This window comes from Desulfurella amilsii, assembly GCF_002119425.1.
Classification (GTDB): domain Bacteria; phylum Campylobacterota_A; class Desulfurellia; order Desulfurellales; family Desulfurellaceae; genus Desulfurella; species Desulfurella amilsii.
In genome coordinates this window covers 19,193-36,002 of record NZ_MDSU01000016.1, presented here as the reverse complement: position 1 = coordinate 36,002, position 16,810 = coordinate 19,193, and the positions used below count along the sequence as shown (strand labels likewise).

Annotated in this window: 20 protein-coding genes; 1 reads left to right on the top strand and 19 read right to left on the bottom strand. The window is 32.9% G+C overall.

What is annotated here, in order from left to right; all coding sequences use genetic code 11:
* Nucleotides 1-106: 106 nt before the first annotated feature.
* Both DESAMIL20_RS03455 and DESAMIL20_RS03450 read right to left on the bottom strand, forming a co-directional pair.
* Entirely contained in the window at nucleotides 107-724 is a 618-nt protein-coding gene (locus tag DESAMIL20_RS03455; protein WP_143340238.1) for an IS607 family transposase, read from the bottom strand.
* Between the two features lie 72 nt (nucleotides 725-796).
* Entirely contained in the window at nucleotides 797-1,477 is a 681-nt protein-coding gene (locus tag DESAMIL20_RS03450; RefSeq protein ID WP_086033430.1) for a hypothetical protein, read from the bottom strand.
* A 179-nt stretch (nucleotides 1,478-1,656) separates the two neighbouring features.
* On the opposite strand from DESAMIL20_RS03450, the gene DESAMIL20_RS03445 reads away from it, so the two are divergent.
* Nucleotides 1,657-2,811 (top strand): IS3 family transposase, encoded by a 1,155-nt coding sequence (locus DESAMIL20_RS03445; RefSeq protein WP_086033429.1) that lies wholly within the window; start codon nucleotides 1,657-1,659, stop codon nucleotides 2,809-2,811.
* Here DESAMIL20_RS03445 and DESAMIL20_RS03440 read toward each other — a convergent pair.
* The 17 genes from DESAMIL20_RS03440 to DESAMIL20_RS03375 all read right to left on the bottom strand — a co-directional run bounded on the left by DESAMIL20_RS03440 (nucleotide 2,755) and on the right by DESAMIL20_RS03375 (nucleotide 16,683).
* On the bottom strand, nucleotides 2,755-3,723 hold the full coding sequence (locus DESAMIL20_RS03440) for a DEAD/DEAH box helicase family protein (RefSeq protein WP_086033428.1): 969 nt from the start codon (nucleotides 3,721-3,723) through the stop codon (nucleotides 2,755-2,757). The genes DESAMIL20_RS03445 and DESAMIL20_RS03440 overlap by 57 nt on opposite strands.
* Nucleotides 3,724-3,739: 16 nt before the next feature.
* Complete coding sequence (locus DESAMIL20_RS03435) at nucleotides 3,740-4,771, bottom strand: DUF6094 domain-containing protein (protein WP_086033427.1); 1,032 nt, start codon at nucleotides 4,769-4,771, stop codon at nucleotides 3,740-3,742.
* 168 nt (nucleotides 4,772-4,939) lie between these two features.
* The gene (locus tag DESAMIL20_RS03430; RefSeq protein ID WP_086033426.1) at nucleotides 4,940-5,896 is read right to left on the bottom strand and encodes a PD-(D/E)XK nuclease family protein; all 957 of its coding nucleotides are present in this window, start codon (nucleotides 5,894-5,896) and stop codon (nucleotides 4,940-4,942) included.
* A 120-nt stretch (nucleotides 5,897-6,016) separates the two neighbouring features.
* Entirely contained in the window at nucleotides 6,017-6,187 is a 171-nt protein-coding gene (locus DESAMIL20_RS10465) for a hypothetical protein (protein ID WP_158090504.1), read from the bottom strand.
* 98 nt (nucleotides 6,188-6,285) lie between these two features.
* Nucleotides 6,286-6,963: an ERF family protein gene (locus DESAMIL20_RS03425; protein ID WP_086033425.1), complete on the bottom strand. Its 678-nt coding sequence runs from the start codon at nucleotides 6,961-6,963 to the stop codon at nucleotides 6,286-6,288.
* An 18-nt stretch (nucleotides 6,964-6,981) separates the two neighbouring features.
* Nucleotides 6,982-7,107: a hypothetical protein gene (locus tag DESAMIL20_RS10760; protein ID WP_275074237.1), complete on the bottom strand. Its 126-nt coding sequence runs from the start codon at nucleotides 7,105-7,107 to the stop codon at nucleotides 6,982-6,984.
* Entirely contained in the window at nucleotides 7,104-7,253 is a 150-nt protein-coding gene (locus DESAMIL20_RS10460; protein WP_158090503.1) for a hypothetical protein, read from the bottom strand. The genes DESAMIL20_RS10760 and DESAMIL20_RS10460 overlap by 4 nt, the downstream gene beginning before the upstream one ends.
* A gap of 225 nt (nucleotides 7,254-7,478) precedes the next feature.
* Nucleotides 7,479-7,874, bottom strand: a complete 396-nt coding sequence (locus DESAMIL20_RS03420) for a single-stranded DNA-binding protein (RefSeq protein WP_086033424.1) — start codon at nucleotides 7,872-7,874, stop codon at nucleotides 7,479-7,481.
* A 383-nt stretch (nucleotides 7,875-8,257) separates the two neighbouring features.
* A complete protein-coding gene (locus DESAMIL20_RS03415) occupies nucleotides 8,258-9,019 on the bottom strand; it encodes a thioredoxin fold domain-containing protein (protein ID WP_086033423.1) in 762 nt (253 codons plus the stop codon).
* A gap of 37 nt (nucleotides 9,020-9,056) precedes the next feature.
* Nucleotides 9,057-9,923 carry a hypothetical protein gene (locus tag DESAMIL20_RS03410; RefSeq protein WP_086033422.1) on the bottom strand — a complete coding sequence of 289 codons (867 nt, stop codon included), beginning with the start codon at nucleotides 9,921-9,923 and terminating at the stop codon, nucleotides 9,057-9,059.
* An 87-nt stretch (nucleotides 9,924-10,010) separates the two neighbouring features.
* Entirely contained in the window at nucleotides 10,011-10,385 is a 375-nt protein-coding gene (locus DESAMIL20_RS03405) for a hypothetical protein (RefSeq protein WP_086033421.1), read from the bottom strand.
* A 2-nt stretch (nucleotides 10,386-10,387) separates the two neighbouring features.
* On the bottom strand, nucleotides 10,388-10,858 hold the full coding sequence (locus DESAMIL20_RS03400; RefSeq protein ID WP_086033420.1) for a hypothetical protein: 471 nt from the start codon (nucleotides 10,856-10,858) through the stop codon (nucleotides 10,388-10,390).
* A 103-nt stretch (nucleotides 10,859-10,961) separates the two neighbouring features.
* Complete coding sequence (locus tag DESAMIL20_RS03395) at nucleotides 10,962-12,515, bottom strand: conjugal transfer protein TraG N-terminal domain-containing protein (RefSeq protein ID WP_086033419.1); 1,554 nt, start codon at nucleotides 12,513-12,515, stop codon at nucleotides 10,962-10,964.
* A 10-nt stretch (nucleotides 12,516-12,525) separates the two neighbouring features.
* Entirely contained in the window at nucleotides 12,526-14,010 is a 1,485-nt protein-coding gene (locus tag DESAMIL20_RS03390) for a hypothetical protein (RefSeq protein ID WP_086033418.1), read from the bottom strand.
* Nucleotides 13,982-14,752: a hypothetical protein gene (locus DESAMIL20_RS03385; RefSeq protein ID WP_086033417.1), complete on the bottom strand. Its 771-nt coding sequence runs from the start codon at nucleotides 14,750-14,752 to the stop codon at nucleotides 13,982-13,984. Before DESAMIL20_RS03385 ends, DESAMIL20_RS03390 begins: the two co-directional genes overlap by 29 nt.
* A complete protein-coding gene (locus tag DESAMIL20_RS03380; protein ID WP_086033416.1) occupies nucleotides 14,712-15,332 on the bottom strand; it encodes a hypothetical protein in 621 nt (206 codons plus the stop codon). Before DESAMIL20_RS03380 ends, DESAMIL20_RS03385 begins: the two co-directional genes overlap by 41 nt.
* Nucleotides 15,289-16,683, bottom strand: coding sequence for a TraU family protein (locus DESAMIL20_RS03375; protein ID WP_086033415.1), 1,395 nt, complete (start codon nucleotides 16,681-16,683; stop codon nucleotides 15,289-15,291). Before DESAMIL20_RS03375 ends, DESAMIL20_RS03380 begins: the two co-directional genes overlap by 44 nt.
* Nucleotides 16,684-16,810 lie beyond the last annotated feature (127 nt).

Genomic DNA, 16,810 nt, shown 5'->3' with positions numbered 1-16,810 from the left:
GTTTTCAAAGTGTCGGTAGGAGTAAACCAAGGATAGAATCTTTTTGTTTAGTTTTATTGAGTTTATTCTTATAGAAAGGGTTCTTAACTCTTCGTTAGAGTTAATGTCATTCTTTTTGAGGGTAGTTCTCATTTAATAACCTTTCAGCCACTTTTTTATTTATATGGCTTTTTTTACCGTTTAGCTTACAAGAAAAAACATGAATTATATTTAAAATATCCTCCACTAACTCCTCTTCGTCAGTTTTATCTTCTGTTTGATTAACTATTTCAATATTTGTGCTGTGAAGTTTTGCAAATTCTTCTATAAGTTCAAAGCCAAATCTAACAAGTCTGTCTTTATATAGCACATAAATTTTATCTATTTGGTTTAATGATATTAACTTTATTAATTCCTTTAGCCCTGCTTTTGAGTAATTTATACCGCTGCCTATATCAGAGATTATTTTAAATGGTTTACCTTGTTTTGCTAAAAACAGCTCTAATAGATCAATCTGTCTTTTTAAGTCATCTTCTTGCTTTTTTGAACTTACTCTTGCATAACCTATATTAATACGTAATGTATCTGGTTTCTTCTGCAGTATACTCTGTAGTTGAGCATCACTGTATCTTCTTTCTCCATGTTGTGTTTTGAACTCTGGTTTCAATATTTCTTTTTTATCCCATGCTCTTAAAGTCGGTATTGATATACCTGTAAGCTTTGAAAACTGACCAATCTTATACATACTTATATTATACACCAAAATATGTATTTGTCAAGTGGTTTTTTATATAAAATATGATAAAATATTTAACAGTTAGATTGCCTTTCTTACCCCTCTTTTATTGCCTATTGACTCTTTGTTTCTTTTGTAATCAACAGTAATGTTTTCATAAACCCCAAAGCGTTCTATAAACTCCTGAGGCTTATCGTAATTTAAACCTAATTTTACCATTATCTGCGGTGCAACACGCCACATTAGATAAAATAAATTATTTGCATAACCTCCCATAAGTGTTCCTGTCAAAGCTAATACTTTTTTAGACGCACTTGTCAGGTTAGCCAACGCTTGCCCTTGCGCTGTTTCACCGCCTTTAAGCTCGTGGACTTCGTCAGCTATGCAAAGGTCAAATTTAAAGTATTTCTTTAATAAAAGTGATTTTGCATATCGTCTAACGCCTGTATTATCAGCTGACTGCAAAACACTGTTACATTTTGGACACTTGTATGGCATGCTTTTTTTAGATATATCAATTTTATTACCGCAATCAGGACACAATATATAATGATATGGAATATAGTCATAAACAACTTCACCATTTTCATTAACTGTTTTAGCTTCAGTGTTCCTCTTTTCTTTTACAGGCAAATCTTTCAATGCATAATGCAATTTTGCCTGCTCCTTGCCGATTATCCAAAACTCTGGCTCATCAAGGCTTGGTTTTGTTCCTCTTAATGCCAAAATTTCGGATATTGACATTGAATTTAAGTTCAACACCTTTGCCCCTTTTATCGTTGTTTCTATTTCTCTTTTCCATTTCTCTACTAAATGAGTATAATGTACCCCTAAATCAAGACGCAAATTTTGAAATTTTTATTCCTTTCAAAATTTGCGTTAATGGTTTAAAATGTATTTCTTGGAGTTTTAAAATTTTAGAATCTTTTAGGGGGTATTAAATGAGTACCAAAAAAAGGAACTATTCAAATGAGTTTAAAACAAAAATAGTGTTAGAGCTTCTGGAAAATGATATTACTATAAATGAGTTAGCTTCCAAATACAATGTTTTGCCAAAAAGCATACAGCAGTGGAAAAAGCGATTTTTAGAAAACGCCCACTTAGTTTTTGAAGAAGCTGTCCCTGTAAAAAAGTTCAGAGAAAAAATCAACGAAGACGCTCGAATAATAGAGGATCTTCAAAAAGCTTTGGGTAAAGCTACAATAGAGAGGGATTGGATACTAAAAAAAGTAAAGAGCTTGGGATCGAATAATAAAAGCCTTGTGGATCCCAAGCTCAAAATAATATCAATAACAAGGCAATCGGAACTTATTGGAATAAACAGATCTGCTTTATATTACAAGAAAAGAAATATGGCTTTTGAATCAGATAAAATTCTTATGGCAAAGATAGCTGATATTTACTCGCAATACCCATTTTATGGCTTTAGAAAAATATCATATACTTTAAAACAAGAAGATTTAAATATAGGCAAAAAGAAAATAAAAACTCTTATGAAAAAGTTAAACATACAAGCCATATATCCAATGAAAAAGAAATTTACAACCATACCAACAAAAGAGCATAAAAAGTATCCATATCTATTAAAAGAAAAAGAAGCAATAAGTAAACCAAACAAAGTTTGGGCGTCTGATATAACCTATTTAAAACTAAAAAGCGGTTTTGTATACCTTTGCGCTATAATAGATTGGCGTACCAGAGCCATACTCTCATATAAGATCTCAAACACAATAGATACAAAGCTTGTAAGTGATACGTTAAATAATGCAATATTGTGCTATGGAAAACCTGATATTTTTAATACCGATCAGGGAACACAGTATACTGCATTTAATTTTACTGCAATACTTTCCAGCTTAAATATTGAGATCTCTATGGATTCAAAAGGCAGGGCATACGATAATATTATAGTAGAGAGGTTTTGGAGAAGCTTAAAGTATGAAAATGTTTACTTAGCAAACTACAACACTATTAAGGAGGCCAAAGAAGGCATAAAAGATTACATTTACTTTTACAATTACAAAAGACCACATGAGAGCCTAGGCTATAAAACACCTATGAGCGTTTATATGGCTGGCACGGAGCAATGGGCATGATGGGGAATAAGAAATTAAAAATTTTTGTATTGACAAAGGGGTACAGCTTAGAGTAGGGCAAAGAATGATTGTCCTTTTTGATTTCATAAGGCTTACAGTGGCAATTGAAATAAATGTTTTTCCAACACCCATTTCTCCAACCACAAACAAACCTTTTTTACTTTGTAAGCCCTTAACTAATGATAATATCGGTGCCTCTTGTGCTGGCAAAGGCTTACGCAGTAAACCTTCAAATTGGTTTTGTTTAAAATCTCTGCTTTTTACAAACAGAGGTTTTAATTGCGATAAAACCTTCTTTTTAAGGATATTAGAATGCTGTGTTATAAAATCCTTTATTGCTATCGGCTCGCCGATAGTGAAATTAAAATAATTTAATAAGCTTTCTTTGGATATCGGATTTATTATAACATACATTCCATTAGGATCTTCAATAACATTTTTACCATTTTCATTATATTCTGCAACTTCTACAGTATGAATATGGTCTATAAAATGAAATATAAAATCCTCTAAACTCTTATCGTCAAGTTTTGGAAAAGGGATTGCGGATTTACTCGCTAAAATTTCATAAACCTCTCTATTTCTTTTCCAATAATCTTTATTAACATAGTAAATTTCATTATTCGCAGGGTAAATTGCTACCTGCAAAAATTGTTTATTTACTATGTCTTTAAAAATTACTTTTTGAGTTTTGGTTATATATTTTCGTTCATTAGAAAAAACAAAAGAAGACATATAGTTTTCTTCATCGTAAATATAACCAAATTGCCTCTCTTTGGTGCCAATAGCCATAGCTTGCGCCATACTAATGGTATTTACAAACTCAACATAGACATAAACATCATTTTTTGTATCTCTAATTGTTTTTCTTAAATATGCTTCCCCTATACCATTTATTGTTAATCTATACATAGCACCTCCTTTTAATTTATCTGATTTCTCTTAATATGTTTGAGTTTTCAAGCATATTAATTTTTACTTTTGGGACAGACAAAATTTTAGTTGTAGTTTTCAAGACTTTACCGTTATCGTCCTCTTCCTCTTCTATACTTTCACTATGCTGGTATTCTACCATACCCTTAATAGAGATATTTTCGTCTATATCTCCATTCATCAACCCTGATGCAGTCAACAATGCCAGATGTCCCTCTCTTGGTTCTGCAATAGGCTGTAAGTTTTTTATTACCATCTTTTCAAGAAGTTCAGCTTGAAAAGCGGTAAAAAAAGCATCTTTTGAGTGTTCCAACATTTTTTCTGCTGAAATACCTAAAGGAAAAATTTTAACTGCTGTTTTATCAATCTTTTCTTGATGCTGTATTTTAATTTTGATTGGTTCAAGAAAAGATTGCTTTTCTACAAGAATTTTTTGAATAGCAGACTTATAAACAGTATTAACTCTGTTTATTTTCTTTTTGCCAATAAAAATAAACTGTTTCCAGCTACTTACGTTATATCCGTCATCTTCATTAACAACAGGATATAGACCTATAAGCTTATACCTGTTAAGTAGAAAATCTAAATCTTTCAATATTGAAAGACTTGGTGCAATATAAATAAGTATTCCTCCATCTACTAAGATTTCAGAATACTTATTTAAAAATCTTGTTTCTAATCTTTGTTTTATTTCATAACCACTTGCGATAAAATCATTATCGTAAGGTGGATTGAGAAATAACAAATCAATACAACCCTTATTAATCCCGACGCCATCTAAAGCATCGCCATTAATAGCGATGTCAATTATGTCTTTGTTTTCATTAAATCTCTCTTTGTGAAGTTCAACGCCGTAAGTTATAGCATTAAACTTTTCTTTAAAACCTTTTAGTGCCCTTGCGTCTCCAAAGCAAGGGTCAAGGACACTAATTTGTCCCTCTATTTCTAATTTTCCAAATATTTTATCCAACTCTTCTTGTGGTGTTGGATAAAATCCTAAATTCATTCTACTTCCTAATCTTGACATTAGCACCTCCTATAAATTAATTTTTTTATTTATATAATTGATTTTAAAAAATGATTTTAAATATAGCCTTTATAGCGTCAAAGAAATTACTTAAATGAATGGTAGCACTATAAAGGCTATCAAAAATGATAGCGGTGATAAATATCACCGCTTTGGTATCAATTCTCATTAAGATACTTTAAACATAATGCTTGCGTTTTCTTTTAAACAAGCATTGTATATTTCTTGGAAGTCTGTTTTCAATATATTGGTATCAATTCTTTTTGATACCATTTGATAGACTTCTAATTTTAGTCCATCAAACGCAAACTTATATTTATTATCTCCTCCGAGATAATTCATTACAAAGTCGCGTATTTTTTCTTTTTGTTCTTTTATTTCTTTTTCTTGTTCCTGCAACTCTGCAAACTTCACAATCTCATCTTTAATCTCATCTGGCAACGACAATTCATCGCCTGTAAAATTAGGACAAGACTGTTTAAATTGACAATAAGCGCAAAGCGGACTTACTTCTGTTGCAAGCCCTTCCTCTGCACCTGTTTCTTTAAGCTTATTAAGAGAATTCCAAATTTCTTTGGCTTTCTCAATAAGCATTTTATATATTACTTCGTTATACTCAAAGCTGTTATACTCTTTATATTTACCTGTATTTACATCAACGGCAAATATGGAACCTTTAACAATAGCTTCTGGGAACTTATCCTTTAAAAGCCCCATTTGGAAGTATAGCTGATTTTGCCAATTTCCATAAGGACTATCTGGCAAACCATTTACGCTTTTAACCTCTACAACAAAGATTTTTTTATAATCTCTGCTGTAAATTATAAAGTCTAAATGTGCTTTAATAAAAGGCAATTCTTTATGAGTTACTTCGTATTGAGTAGCCCACAAATATTTAGTTTCTTTAAGGGCATTTTCTACAACACTCTCAGCTATATGTCCTCTTAGAAACTTTATTAATGTTTCCGGTGAATGATCCACCGGAGCAAATTTACTTAATATTGCCTTTCTGGGACAACCAACGATATCAGATGCCCCAATATACATCTCACGATTTCCAAGATTTTTTTCACTCTCTTTTTGAGAGTGAATTGGTAATTTCTCTGTTACAACTTCTTTAATCACTTTCTACCTCCTTAAATTTTTTATTTTTTAATAATTATTAATGACGATTAAATCATTGTCATCATCTATTACTATTGTCTGCATTTCATTAGAATAATTTACAATTATCATAAAAACCTCCTATAAAGAAAATGCTAATACAAGCAAAATGTAAAACATTATTGCCATTGCTATTGTTTGAATAGCAGTAATAATAACACTTTCTTCTTTCTTGCCTATACCAAGCTTTTCATAAAACTTGGCATTAAGGAACACATACCCAATACCTCTTTTGTAATAATTTTTTTTCATATAAACCTCCTTATAAAAAATTGATTTTGATTTTAGTTAAAAAAAAACCCACCAAGAATTGTCTTCCCGGTGGGTGAGAAAAAACCTTTTTATTATGATTATGATGCTTCTTGTTCTTGGATTGGCATAATCCAAGCTTTAGCTTGGGCATTATACCTGAATCCATATTTTACAAGGCTTTCTTTATTTTTAGAAGTTTCGTTATAACCACTAAGAATTTTTATCATATTCCCTTGAGTCTTATAACTGAGATTTAAGGATTTTAAAAAAGTTTCCACATCAGCCAACGGTTTAGCTGGCTGTTGTGGTTGTGGTTGTGGTTTATTTTGTTGTGGCTGTTGTGATGGTTTAGATTGTTGTTGTGGTAATTGTCTTGTTTCAGCATCGTTGTCCTCTGTAGCAATGCCAAAAACAGACATAATCATATATCGTCTTAAATACGATACTGTTGCACCTACATTTTGTGTAGGATTATCCTTACCACTACCAACATTAGCCATTGGTATACGGCTAACAAACTTTCTTTCATAACCACTTATGTGGCTAAGAATTAGTTCACCAACGACAATATTATTGTCATTGGTATCAAATGATTGCAATATGGCAATATTATGCTGTGTCGCAATCCCCACTACCATTGGCAAAATGTCCTCTAGTGGAGTATAATGATAATTATACCCCTTTTTATTCTTAAGAAATTCAATTTTATTAAGTTCTTTTTGTAACTCAATAAAATCTTTTACAAAATCCACAAATCCATTTTCATTTTCACTCATACTTTTTACCTCCTTTTTTTATTTTTTTCTGTTTAAAATTTCTTCTTCAAGAAGCGCATATTTCAGCGCTTCCCTCTCAAAAGACTTAAACAACCTTTGCCTTTTGTAATTCTTTGTTTGTTTCTTTTTTGCTTCTTCTCTCATTTTCTAACCTCCTTATTTTTTTTAACGACCATGCCGTTTTTGGTTATAACGACATTAATTTTTTTTCCGTTTTCCTCGCTAGTGAAAAATTCACTAGCACCTTTTATTTTCAGGGATTTATTCCCTGAATTTAATAAAACCATCATTCTGAAACCTCCCAAAAAAAAATTATTTTTATTCAAATATTAGCCCTGCTATTTTCAGTAGGGCTTTTTCAATCAGTATTGCAGGCAATATACAGCCTGCTACAATCAATGCTTCCATCTTTTTTCTCCTCTTATGCTTTTTTTGATAAAAAAAAAGCCCTGCAAAACTTATTAATACTTGATTAATAAGCCTTGCAGGGCTAATTAGATGTTCTGTTTAGTTAATCAAAACGGAACATCTTCGTCATCAGGTGGCAATGGCAGGTCATTTTCAATTCCTTTGCCATTGTTATTACCCCCAATTAATTGAAAAGCACTTAAAATAACCTCGTGCTTGGAGTGTTTGACACCATTTTTATCTTCCCAAGAACGCAATCTTAAACGTCCTTCAATAAATAATGGTGTTCCTTTTTTGCAGTATTGCGCTATTGTTTCAGCCTGCTTACCAAAAGCAGTAATGTCCACAAATAATACTTCGGTTTTTTTGTTGCCGTCAGCATCTTTGCCGACGATAGTATTAACCGCTAACCCCAATGTTGCAACACCAATATTTGATGGTGTGTAGCGTAACTCTGGGTCTCTCGTAAGATTTCCCATTAATGTGATTCTGTTAAAATTCATAAAAACACCTCCAATATTTTTTTTAGGGATTTTCTCTCCCTTTTTGCAAACATTGCTATGGATATAAAATTATAGCGGTATGAAAAAGGTAATAGGATACCGACTAAGCAATGCTTATAAAAAGGGAGAGATTTAAACGCCGTTCAGAAACGGCTCAAACATATCTATCTCAACTTGGTAGGTTACTCAAAAGCAACCAGCCTTGCAGGATAGCCTAAAATCGTCTTTGTGTCAACAATAGGGTAAAAACCCTACGGTTCAGATATTCACAATATAACATATTTTTTATAAATGTCAAGAGATTTTTTTATTTTTTTTAAAATAAGTTATAAAAAAATTGAGTTTGACTTTTAAGAAAGGCAAAAGTAACAGTTATTAAACTGTTACTTGAGGGTATTAAGTTCTTTTTGATTATCACCGACAATAACTTTACCATCGCTTGTAATAAAGGTTGGAGTTGCAAAAATGCCCATTTTTTGTGCTAACTGGCTTGCATTGCCTACATAAGTCATAGTAGATTTGCATTCTTTTTCTGATTTATAATTGCCATCTACATAGTCTTTAAATGTGTGATGTCCGCATATAAAGCCATTCCATAAATGTATACTTTCAGGGTGTTCTGCCATAGGTAGAATTTTTATCGTGTATCCTGTTTTGTTTGCTAAACTAATCAAATCTTTTTTTGCCTGTTCGCAGGCAGGACAAGCTGGATCGGTAAAAACAAATAAAGTTTTGCCATTTGCTTTTGCTGGTTTATACATTGCTACCGATAGCGCATCTAATTCGCTTGTGTGTGTTTTTGCATATTCCCCGCTGTTTTTAATTCTCTTTTCTATTACAGGCTGTAAAAGAGAGTTCATAACGGTCATTGTTTGATTCTGCTTATTTTTAAATAAGTTGCCTACAATAACAAAATCTTTTGACGCATAAACGATTGCATAAGGCATTCCTTGACCCTGCTGGTTTTTTGGTAGAGAAACAATAACCTCATAAATACCATTGCCTATCGGAGTTTCTTTAATTATTTTTACTCCCTGCGTTTGAAAAGGCACATTTTTGGCAATTTCCTGCATTGTAATGTTTTCTGCAAAAGCATTTGAAACTAACAATAAGCCTAATCCTAGCGATATAATAATTTTTTTCATAAGCACCCCTTAAAAAAATAGCAGGACAAGCCTGCTATTAGAATTTATAGTTTATGCCTAAATTAAAGCCCAAAGAGTTTGTTTCACTACCCGGTTCACGAGTAGGGATTTGAAACCCAAAAAACGATACATTTACAATATTTGAGCCTGTGAAATGCCAATAGTCATAATAAGGTGTTGCGCTAACAGAGAAATTTTTACCTAAATTATACTCAATAGGCACTTCTACCCTTACATTGTAAGCCGTTCCCATATCGTAAGTGCCAAAATCATTTGTCATATAATTGATACTGCTCCAAGCAGGAGAAAGCCTATATGACAAATCTAAACCTAAATTTAAGCCATTTAAGCCCAAATTGCTGATTTTGCTTTTTACTCCAATGCCTGCATAACCATTATTGTAGTCATTTGTATAACCGCCAATACCCTTAATTTGCCTATCCCAATATCTGTAGCCCAAAATACCATATTCGCCTACACTGATATTTTGCGCCAATGCTTGGTTAAATCCAAATTCAAACTCAATCTTGTTAATGTTTTCGTGAGTGTTTGTAGTTGATGGTATGTGTGCACCTGTTGCTAAATCTGTTTGATATCCATCATAAGTAATGCTGTTTGTTAAAAAAGTGTCTTTTAAATTCAAATCAAGTTTACCCAAGCCTAATACGCTGTTTTGGCTGGTATAGCCTGCACCTACATAAAAACCATTTAGCCAGCCGTGTTCTTGGTCGCCTATGCTTTCGCCATAGTGAAAGTGTTCGCCTGCATACCCTGCCGATAAAGTAACTCCTGTGTTTCCAATCTGCGCTTCTTGCGCTTTTGCCTTTGTAGCTGTTAAACCAAAAGACAAACCTGTTGCTACTGTAATTGCTGTTATGTAGCTGATAAGTTTTTTTTTTTTCACTAAAACACCTCCTAAAAAATAAAATTTCTATAAATATAATAGGATTTTAATGTATAAAAGTCAAGTAAATATTTAAAAAAATAATTTTTATTGTGCTAATTTTAAGATATTGCTTTTTTTTGCAAAATATATTATATCTATTAAGAATTGATCGGCATATTTGTTTGCAATTTGTATATAATCTCTCACATCTTCGTCAGTAAATTCTACAATATAGTTTTCTGCCACCATCACCATTAAAAGAACCATATGAAAAGTAGTAAGTCTTTCTTTTTTTAGTATATAAGATAAAAGTTTTTTTATAATTTTCTGCTGATTGCGGTATAAAGATATAAGTGTTTCTATATACCGCAAATCAACATTTTCTTTATTTTCTAAAAAAACACTTATATCATTTTCGTTAAAATAATTTGCATAAATATAAAATATTGCAATTTTACGAGCTTGATATTTATCAGACATTTTTAAAAACTTGTGCTTGCTATATCGTATTTGGATTTTATTCCTCTTGTTTCCTCCTTTGTTGTTGGCATTGCTATTATTTCTATATTTTTGACGATAAATAACTGCAAATGGATCCTGCTTCCTATTTCTATGCTGTCTGTTAAGCCTGATGTGGTTTCAATTTCCATTGTAACATCTTCGGCTTTGAGTTTATTAACTATACTCACAACAAAATTTGAGTTAATCCAGATAAATTTTTGGTAGTTGGTTTCAATAAACAAAAACTTGTTGATTTTTAGAAAGTTGTTAAGCTTTTCCTTAAAAGCATTACTAAATTTTTCAAGACTAAACTTTTTAATTATCAAATCGCTTTTGTTTGACGATAATTGATAAAGAAAAAGATTTGGCATTTCTTCTTTTCTTTCTAATTCTACCTTGTAAAAATTTCTTAGATTAAAAAGATTTGGTCTTTCGTTTTCTAATAGCCACATAAAACTCCTCCTTTAAATTGAGAATTTTTAAAAACATTCTCAATCAATTAATATATGTTCTTTAAAATTAAAAATCAATATTTTATTTATCCTGTTTGTTTTTTTAACTCTTAGTTGCACCTGTTGCCCCGCTATCAACATTAGCATTAGCATTGCCACCGCCTCCGCCACCGTTATTGCCACCTCCGATAGGACTACCGCCTGTTGTTCCAGAAGTTGTATTACTTCCATTATTACTAAAAACACTGCCTATACGAGCTGTTGATTGAATTAAGCGTTCGCTTGATATATTACCAGCAATACCTGTCATAGCACCTGTAATCATTGAACGCCCTTCAAGGAATATTAATGCCATTATGCCGGGACTTATTGTAAAAATACTTATTAAGGTAATCTGCCATAAGTCATTTAAAACTCCTGCGCTTGAAAAAACGCCTGTGGTTCCCGGATTAGCCGAAAATTTAATATTATTAAATAAGTTGATTGCTATATATCCGACTATTTGCCAGCTTTTAGCCCAAATTACTGTAAAAATCCATTTAATGTAGATTGTAATGTTTTCAGGTTTCTGCATTGCTAAAACAAAAACAATAGGAGTAAAAGCAATAATAAGGGCATAAAACGCCGCATTAAGCATATACATGCCATAAATCATCATCGGACCGTAAGTCATTACAGATATATGCATAAGTTTAGTTTCGGCTGAGCCGAATGTGTTAAGAATAAAATTGTAAGTTGTTCTTAAAGTATAATTTATACCACCTTCATTTGCGTCTGTTGTTCCACTGTCTATATTGCCCGGTGTTGTAGCAAAGGCTATAGAATCTAAACTACCGCCTCCCAAAAAATATGCGGTATCTAAATCTCTTTGACTTAAATCCGATGATGCCTGTGAACCTTGATATACCTGTTTACCGTAAGGAGTCTGAGCCCAATAATTTTCAATGTAATCCTTCATATCAGCTCTTAAAATTGTATTCATTTGATCGCAAGTTACATATTTAACTCCGTTTTTATCTGGTGCGGTTACAAAACTATAATATCCCGTAGTGCTTTTAGCTATAGGACAATTCTGGCTCGTCATCCAATTCTTTTCATCGTTATTAATAGCTGACGGATTTATCAGCGACATACTCATTGAATTAGTGCCGGAAGCGCCCGTTCTTGAACAATATTTAGAGTAATTTCTTAAATTTTCTCGTATAGTATTATATAAATCTTTATATTGCTGTGGTGCATTTGCGTCTGGTGCTAATTTATTTTGATTACCTTGAGTATCCATCATAAATTTTTTATTCACATCTGCAAGAGATTTATTCATAGCGTCTTTTGTGCTTTGCTGGCTTATTGCTGACATAATACCGCTTGTAAATCCATCTGCAATTTGTGCTGGGAAATTGATATAGCTAAACGCAGGTGCTGGGGGTATGTAAGAAAAAATTGCCATCATAATAGCAAAGTAAGCAATAAAGTTCACAAAAGGCAAAAACTCTCTTTTTTCATAAACCCTGAAAAAAGTTTCAAACATTCCCCAAATGAAAATAATATATACAAAATCTTTCAATACTTGAGATTTAGCTATCGTTTGCGCAAGAGTAAGCCCTACACTTTCAAGCGAAGCGAAAACTGTATAAAAATCAATTGTTGGGTCTGCCATTATTTACTCCTTATTGGTTCCACTGCTGGACTGCCGATAAATTCTGCTGGTAGGTAGATTGATTATTTTTTATTAAAGAATTTTCCATTATAGAATTGTTTATTGCGTCTGCTACATTTTGTCCTGTTTCCTGACCACTAAATGTATTTGTTTGTCCTTGATAAGTATTTAATGATGGTTTTGAGTAAGGATTATCTAATATATCTACGCTTTCAGCAAATCCATTTTGCCTTGATTTATCAAAAGATTTCTGCGCCGCTAAAGCTATTTGCGCTATATTAGCATTTGTGTCTTGTTTTGCGTAATCTGCAAACTGTTTATTTAGTGTTTCCTGTCTTTGTCTTAGCAACGCCACAAGAGCATCATTGCCTTGCGTTTTTGCTTTCTGTATAGAAACGCCAAGAGCAGAGTTTACTAATGTCATATCTTTTTTAATTCTTTCTATTGCTATCTGACTTCCAAGCTGATTTGCGTAAAGCGTGCCGTCTGGTGAATCTGATAAGGTTAATATTAAGTCAGATGTAATAGTAACGCCTGTTTGAAAACCTATTTGTTGTAAGTTTGTTGTGTTATTAGGGTCTTTCATAGCCCCTACAACCAAACTGCCGTAATATTTAGAATAATCATTGTAAGCGCTTAAAACAGGATTTTGTTTAATATCTGCCTGCACTTGTCCGTTATTAATTGAAATATTACCGACATAATAAGTATAAATATTTTGTTCTGTTCCGTTTAAACCTGCAATCTGAGCTGAGTCTTGTGTAATATTCATACTTGAAGCAAGCTGGTTATTATTGTTTGCAGTTAAAGGCACATACTGCGGTGTCTGTTGTGATTGAGAGCATTTAGATAATGCAGTATTTAAATCCATACCGCTTGATGTATTTTGCTGAATACATTGAACCATTGAATTTGCTGTTCCCTGTGCTGTTATTCCATTTCCAAGCGATGATTTGTTTACATAACCCTGATATGAATTTAAACTTGATGAATATATTTTTGTAGCTTGATTTTGAGCATTTTGTAAACTATTGGCAATAGTTGGGCTTGCAAAAGAGAGCAGTGTCATTGGTGACTGTGAAATCTGCGAAACTATATTACCTGTGGATAAATTAGCCAAACTACCGCTTGAAAGCTGTTGAATTATACCCTGCATATTGCCTACCTGCGAGTAAATACTTCCTATTCCGCCACCCAAAAGTCCTTGTAAATTAAAATTACCGCTTGCAAGAGATTGCAGATTAAGCCCGCTTCCTATTGACTGTCCCGCCTGCTGTAAATATTGAGCCGATTGGTAATACTGCGGTGCATAAGTATTGTAAAAACCTTGCGAGCTTGATTGATTTGTATATCCATTTATAATATTTTGTTCTGTTGACGATAAACTGCCACCGCCTCCTATACTGCTTAAAAGGTCGGCATTAGCTGTTGTATTAAGCCCTAAAATTCCTATAAAAGCTATTATACTACATAGCTTGAATGATTTCTTTCGCATTTGCGCCTCCTGCAAAAGCTTTTAATAAATTTCCTGTCTGCCTGTTAAACAGGTAAACAGATGGAGTAACTGAAACAATTTTTGCCAAATTCAACACAACATTGTTTTGAGTAACATAGTTTTGAAAACCGTATTGGTAAAGCATTCTAACCACTGCATTCGGATCATCGCCTATAGGATAGACCATAATTTGCAGATTAGGGAAAATCGCTTTTATTTTCTGCAACTCTAAAAGTTCATTAGCGCTTGCTTGATTTACAGAAACATAAACAATAAGCAACTCACTATTTGTAATAGGCTTTAAAGCTTGTATATGTTTTGCAAATTCTTGGTCTTTTAATTCTTGTAAAACCATAAAACTTTTAGCCAAAGCTTCACTTCTTTGATTTAACCAATCAAGATATAATTCCCCTGTTTCTTTTGTAGGTTTGGTTAAGAAATCTAAAACAGGACCGGGTGGCTTATTAGGATTATTATCCCATAATTCCTCTGGAGTAAATACATAATGCCCGTTTTTGCCTTTTGGATAATAATATGGTAAATCGCTGTTTTGTTTTTCTGCTACACTATTATCGCTTTTTGCATTGCTGTTGCTGTCATTGCTTATTGTAACTGACTGAGTAACTGTATTGCTTTGCGTTGTATTGTTATTTTCTGTTCCCATAGGAACTCTATAAGCGTATGTATTAGATGCTATAAAGCTAGTTAACAAAGCAACTGCTATAAACTTTTTGGAAATCATTTAAATACCCCGTTCCATGCAAACCTCTAATTGACATAAATTTAAAATAGACATCGTCTTTGTTTTTTATTTGATTTAGGATTTTTTGGTCGCAACTCAATTCAAACTCTACATTATCACTGTAATTCTGCGTAAATATATACTGCAAGCCGTGCTGATAAAAAAACTGCTGTGCCTGCTGTGCATTTGCAAAACTGCATTGTTCTGATAGATAATAAATAACAGGATATAAATTATGGCTTCTTGCCAAATTTATGGCTTCTTGAACTTTTTCAGCGTCAAAATTGTCTTTCGTAAAGTAAAACCAAACTGAATTGTCTAATTTATTTACAGTTAAATCCTGATAATTAGGCACATATTTAGGTTTTAAACCTGCATCAACAATCTCTTTTGCTTTTTCCTGCATAGATTGCTGTTGCGTCTGCTGTTTATTTATTATAGTCTGAACTTCTGATTTAAAATTAGACCGTGTTTGATGCGGTGTATTATTATTCTGCTGAAACATATCAGCTTGGCAGTATGCAGTAATTATTAGACTACCACATACAGCAAGTAAACTTTTTCCAATAAATCCAAACATAATTGCCGTCCTTCGCTACAAGGTTTTTATCCCACGAAGCAAAATTTGTGCCTATATTCATACAGCTTTCTTTATGTGGAATAGCCATTTGTATTTTATCTGAACCCGTTGAGATATCTAATGGAACTGCACTAATCATAAATCTTGGCTGATTATTGCTTTGTGAATCCCAGCTTGCCCCTCTTACTGCATCAACTGCGCTTCCTACCACTTCCGAACTCTGATTAACAAAACCAACTCTTGGATATAAAGTAGCCCAATTGCCTATACACATATTGCCGAGAGATACACTACCAGCATTTCCGCCAAATCCGTTAATTAGATTAGATGGTATGTTTTCCAGCGAACAAGCTTGTATAGCCTGCAAAAAACCAGACAAATATCTTCTAAAAGTAGCTTGATCCGCCGCCTGCCTCCAATTCAACAAATCAATTTCTGAAAAATAATAAGGAAACATATCTGTTATTGGAGCGTCACAATATTTAGGTTTTGGGTGCATAATCTCAAAAGCTTTTAAGGGGAAACCTACAATATGAACTTCTCTTAACTGTAAAGGATGGTCTTTGTCAGCTGTAATTGAACCGCTTGTTATTTCAGCTGGACTTCCCAAAGTATTGCCTGCCGTATCTGCTATTGCACCAACCGCTTTTAACATCATATTTACTATATCAATTTTACTGTAAGCAAATTTATTTGGAGTTTCTAAAATTAGAACAGGAAGCCACATAGATACTTTTGGAGCAATAACAGGGTGACCGTGTTTCCATTTTATACAGATACCTACTATTTGCCAATCTACGCAACCTGCGTCAGCCCAAGACTGATATTTAAAACCTTCTGCCAAAGTTATTGCGCCAACCAACTCTTTTGCAAGCTGTCCTATATCCTGCACTTTCGGAGTTGCTTTATTGATTGTTTGATTACCGTCTAAATTTTGGTTAATACCATTATCGTTACTTGAATTATTACTTGCGTTATTAATGCTATTGTTATTAGTTAAACCGCTATTACTTGAATTATTATTACCTGAATTATTTGCATTCATACCATTATCATTTCCGCCTGTCGTTACTTGGTTAGGACTTCCTTGATAAGTAACCGAATTTGATTGTCCGTTTGAGTCTGTTGTTGTAACTGTTGTAGTCTGGTTAATAGGTTTTGAGTTATTAAGGTCGTCAAATTCTGTCCTGTTAGGGTTGCTTGGCACTTGCGATGGAAGCTGTGGATTTTGTATAGGATTTTGCGGAACGCTGGATTGCGTATTGCTTGCGGGAGCAGTAAATAAATCTGCCTTTGCGTTATGTGCCACAGCAAAACAAAGCATAGAAGCCAAAATAAAAGCCTTTTTCAACGCTAAACTCCTGCATAGATTTTGTTACTTATAATATATACAATAAAAATAGAAAAGTCAAATTATTTTTATAAAATTAGATTTATATATTTAAAAAAATATTTGCTTGGCTTTTAAAAGCCAAGCA

Coding starts and splice junctions, on each gene's coding strand:
- DESAMIL20_RS03395 (WP_086033419.1), bottom strand. CDS start 12,515: ATGGCAGACCCAACAATTGATTTTTATACAGTTTTCGCTTCGCTTGAA.
- DESAMIL20_RS03415 (WP_086033423.1), bottom strand. CDS start 9,019: ATGAAAAAAATTATTATATCGCTAGGATTAGGCTTATTGTTAGTTTCA.
- DESAMIL20_RS03405 (WP_086033421.1), bottom strand. CDS start 10,385: ATGTCTGATAAATATCAAGCTCGTAAAATTGCAATATTTTATATTTAT.
- DESAMIL20_RS03455 (WP_143340238.1), bottom strand. CDS start 724: ATGTATAAGATTGGTCAGTTTTCAAAGCTTACAGGTATATCAATACCG.
- DESAMIL20_RS10460 (WP_158090503.1), bottom strand. CDS start 7,253: ATGATGGTTTTATTAAATTCAGGGAATAAATCCCTGAAAATAAAAGGT.
- DESAMIL20_RS03445 (WP_086033429.1), top strand. CDS start 1,657: ATGAGTACCAAAAAAAGGAACTATTCAAATGAGTTTAAAACAAAAATA.
- DESAMIL20_RS03425 (WP_086033425.1), bottom strand. CDS start 6,963: ATGAGTGAAAATGAAAATGGATTTGTGGATTTTGTAAAAGATTTTATT.
- DESAMIL20_RS03385 (WP_086033417.1), bottom strand. CDS start 14,752: ATGATTTCCAAAAAGTTTATAGCAGTTGCTTTGTTAACTAGCTTTATA.
- DESAMIL20_RS03390 (WP_086033418.1), bottom strand. CDS start 14,010: ATGCGAAAGAAATCATTCAAGCTATGTAGTATAATAGCTTTTATAGGA.
- DESAMIL20_RS03400 (WP_086033420.1), bottom strand. CDS start 10,858: ATGTGGCTATTAGAAAACGAAAGACCAAATCTTTTTAATCTAAGAAAT.
- DESAMIL20_RS03380 (WP_086033416.1), bottom strand. CDS start 15,332: ATGTTTGGATTTATTGGAAAAAGTTTACTTGCTGTATGTGGTAGTCTA.
- DESAMIL20_RS10760 (WP_275074237.1), bottom strand. CDS start 7,107: ATGAGAGAAGAAGCAAAAAAGAAACAAACAAAGAATTACAAAAGGCAA.
- DESAMIL20_RS03435 (WP_086033427.1), bottom strand. CDS start 4,771: ATGTCAAGATTAGGAAGTAGAATGAATTTAGGATTTTATCCAACACCA.
- DESAMIL20_RS03440 (WP_086033428.1), bottom strand. CDS start 3,723: ATGTATAGATTAACAATAAATGGTATAGGGGAAGCATATTTAAGAAAA.
- DESAMIL20_RS03420 (WP_086033424.1), bottom strand. CDS start 7,874: ATGAATTTTAACAGAATCACATTAATGGGAAATCTTACGAGAGACCCA.
- DESAMIL20_RS10465 (WP_158090504.1), bottom strand. CDS start 6,187: ATGAAAAAAAATTATTACAAAAGAGGTATTGGGTATGTGTTCCTTAAT.